The sequence below is a fragment of the Leptolyngbya sp. FACHB-36 genome (assembly GCF_014695955.1).
Classification (GTDB): Bacteria; Cyanobacteriota; Cyanobacteriia; order Leptolyngbyales; family Leptolyngbyaceae; genus FACHB-36.
In genome coordinates, this window is record NZ_JACJPG010000040.1 from 1 (window position 1) to 3,598 (window position 3,598).

The 3,598-nt window shown below is 56.7% G+C and carries 3 protein-coding genes; all 3 read left to right on the plus strand.

Annotation, left to right across the window (positions count from 1 at the left end):
• A partial coding sequence (locus H6F43_RS00575; protein ID WP_347272351.1) for an iron uptake porin occupies positions 1–1,710 on the plus strand: 1,710 nt, incomplete at its 5' end.
• Positions 1,711–1,755: 45 nt separating this feature from the next.
• Positions 1,756–2,925 (plus strand): sugar ABC transporter substrate-binding protein, encoded by a 1,170-nt coding sequence (locus H6F43_RS00580; protein WP_190340097.1) that lies wholly within the window; start codon positions 1,756–1,758, stop codon positions 2,923–2,925.
• A gap of 14 nt (positions 2,926–2,939) precedes the next feature.
• A partial coding sequence (locus H6F43_RS00585) for an ATP-binding cassette domain-containing protein (RefSeq protein WP_190340098.1) occupies positions 2,940–3,598 on the plus strand: 659 nt, incomplete at its 3' end.

Genomic DNA, 3,598 nt, shown 5'->3' on the forward strand with positions numbered 1-3,598 from the left:
CAAACGTTTTTACTCCTGAGTCCGGTTGTGTTAGCGATGAGTGCTGCCAGTGCGTCAGCCGCGATCGCAGAGGACCAACGAACTCCCACACCGATTAAAACAGCGTTAGTCGCTCCCAGCCCGTCTGGGGCGTCCGCTAAGCCAGCGGACGAATCTGAGCCTGCCAAATTGTCTGCACCCGTCCCATCAGCTCCGGAGGTTAACCGCTTAGTTGCTCAAGCCGAAGACATGGATCAGGTGACCTCGGTATCGCAACTGTCCGATGTCCGACCGACCGATTGGGCGTTTCAAGCGCTACAGTCGCTAGTCGAGCGCTACGGCTGCATTGTGGGCTACCCTGATCGCACCTATCGCGGCAACCGCGCCCTGACGCGGTATGAGTTTGCAGCAGGACTGAATGCGTGTATCGATCGCATCAACGAGCTGATCGCTTCTGCAACCGCAGATCTGGTCCGCAAGGAGGATCTGGTAACCTTGCAGCGGCTCCAGGAAGAGTTTAGAACCGAGTTGCTCACGCTGCGCGGTCGGGTGGACGCTTTAGAAGCCCGCACGACGGAGCTAGAAGCTAATCAGTTCTCCACCACAACCAAGCTAAACGGCGAGATCGTGCTGGGCTTGATCAGCGTGCTAGGCGGCGATCGGGCAGATGGAAGCGAGGCTGATCGCGTTCCCACCTTGGGCTACCGCGTCCGCTTGAACTTGGATACCAGTTTTTCAGGTCGAGATCTGCTCACCACTCGTATCCAAGCCAGCAATGTGGTGCCTTTGGGCGGCAGCACGTTCAACGGTGGCGGCACAGGTCCGCTGCAAACGAACGAGGGACGCATCGAATTTGACGGCGACAGCGGTGGCTCTGCGGGAATTGGACTGCTGCGCTACCGCTTCCCACTGACCGAGAATACCGATGTCTACATTGCTGGAACTGGAAACGGCTTCGTCGATGTGGACGGTTCCTCCCAGCTCAACCCTTACTTCGACGGCGGATCGGTTTCCCTGTTTGGGTTGCGGAACTCAATCTACAACTACTCCTATGGGGCTGGAATTGGGATTCGGCACTTCTTCGGCAACATCGCAGAACTCAACCTAGCCTATCTGACGCCAACGGCAAACAACCCGTCAGCCGGACAGGGGCTGTTGGAGGGTCAATATGCGGCGGAGGCACAGCTTATTTTCAATCCTCGCGGCAATATCCGCGTCGGCTTGACGTACATCAACGCCTACCGTCCCTTCCCAGAAAACCTGGGACCGAACGACACCTTTGCGCTCGTTTCTACGGGCAGCAATTTAGCGAACGCTAACTTTGGTCGTCCTGTAAGCGTCAACGCCTTTGGCGCAACTGCCACTGTAAACTTCAGTCGAAATCTGGCGCTGTCTGGCTGGGTTGGCTATGCCCAGCAGCGCTACATCGGTCGAGGCGACGGCGACGTTTGGCACTGGGCAGTTGGTTTAGCCTTTCCCAATTTGGGAAAACCGGGCAACTTGGGCGGCATCATCGTCGGCATGGAGCCGAAGCTGACCGGAATCGATTCTTCGGTGAACGGGGGCGCGATCGATCGGGACACCTCCCTACACGTTGAAGGCTTCTACCGCTACCGAATCAGCGACAACGTTGCCATCACGCCCGGCGTGATTTGGCTCACGGCTCCGAATCACGATGCCCGCAACGACGATGTGTTTGTGGGAGTGGTACGGACGGTGTTCTTCTTCTAGCAAATCGCTTTTTTACAGATTCAACGTTTCAGTTTCAATCGACTTATGAATACGTCATTTCAACTTCGCTCAGCAGTTCCCTTGGCGGGACTGCTGCTGCTGGCAGCGTGCAGCAACAACGCGGCAACGAATTCGGGTAACAATGCGGCTGGGACCAACCAAGCTCAAGACGCAGCGGCAAAAACCTCCACGTTTACGGCTGCAAAGGGCTGCAAGAACATTGCCGTGATGCTACCAGAGTCCGATTCTTCGGCACGGTATGAAGCGTACGATCGTCCACTGCTAGAGCAGGAGATTAAGCGGGCGCTACCGGGTGCGACGATTCAATACGCCAACGCCAACAACAACGCCGATACGCAGCAGAATCAGGCGGATGCAGCACTGACTAAAGGGGCGTGCATCATGGTCGTGGACCCGAACGACAGCGACAAAGCCTCGGTGATTGTGCAAAAGGCAAAAGCGAGCAATGTTCCGGTGATTGCCTACGATCGCCTAATTCAAGACCCCGACATAGCGTACTACGTGTCGTTCGACAACGTGCGCGTTGGGCAGCTACAGGGGCAGTACATTCTGGACCAGTTTCAGAAAGGCAATTATGAGTTGAAGCCAGGGGCAAAACTGGTCATGATCAACGGCTCCCAAACTGACAACAATGCGTTGCAGTTCCGCGAAGGAGCAATGAATGCACTTCAGCCTGCGGTCAGCGACAAACGCCTTAACCTGGTGTTTGACCAGTACACGCCCAACTGGGATAACGGTCGCGCCCAATCGCTGATGGAAGGCATCCTGACGCAGCAGCGCAACGATGTGGACGTGGCGTATGTGGCGAATGACGGCATGGCGAACACGGTGATTGCAGCGCTGCGATCGCAAAAGCTCAACGGCAAAGTGCTCGTTACCGGACAGGACGCAACGCTAACCGGGATTCAAAACATTCTAATTGGCGACCAAGCCATGACGATTTACAAGCCGATCGCCAAAGAAGCCCAAGTGACGGCGCAGTTGGTTGCTGCACTCAGCAACGGCACCGATCCGGGGTCCGTGGTAAACGGTAAAACCGCGCTGAAAGGCGGTGGCGAGGTGCCATCGGCACTGGTGATGCCGATCGCCGTAGACAAAACTAACGTTGCCTCGACGGTGATTGCGGATGGTTTCTTGACCAAAGATCAAGTCTGCAGCGGATTACCCACAGGCGCAGGAGGCGTGTGCAACTGATGAACTTTACTGAAATGGGCGATCGTGACGCGCGGGGCGAAGCAACGTCTCGTCCCCGCTTCGAACTTCGCAACATCAACAAGTCCTTCGGCGGCGTCCAAGCGCTCAAAGACGTGGATTTTGAGGTCTACGCGGGTGAAGTCGTTGGACTGGTCGGCGACAACGGCGCAGGCAAATCCACGCTAATTAAAACCATGTCGGGCGCATACGTGCCCGACAGCGGCGAAATTCTGATCGACGGACAGCCCGTCACGATCGGTAGCCCGCAGGAGTCTACTCGACTGGGCATTGAAACCGTGTATCAAGATCTAGCGCTGTGCGACAACCTGGATGTGGTCGGCAACCTGTGGCTGGGTCGGGAGGCGTATCGCACCGTGATTCCTGGACTGCTGAAGGTGCTGGACGAAACTGAAATGGAGCGCCGCACGATTGAGGTGCTGCGGACGTTAGATGTGAAAATCCCCTCGGTGCGGCGTCCAGTCGCCGCGCTCTCTGGGGGACAGCGCCAGTGTATCGCTGTTGCTAAAACGATTTTGCGCCAGCCGAAAGTGGTACTGCTGGACGAACCCACCGCTGCCCTCGGCGTTGTCCAAACCCGCCAAGTGCTGAACCTAATTCTGCGCTTGAAGGAGCAGGGTCTTGCCGTTGTGGTGATCTCGCACAACTTGCACGA

Excerpts from the sequence above, each read along its gene's own strand:
- H6F43_RS00580 (WP_190340097.1), top strand. The coding sequence starts at position 1,756 with ATGAATACGTCATTTCAACTTCGCTCAGCAGTTCCCTTGGCGGGACTG.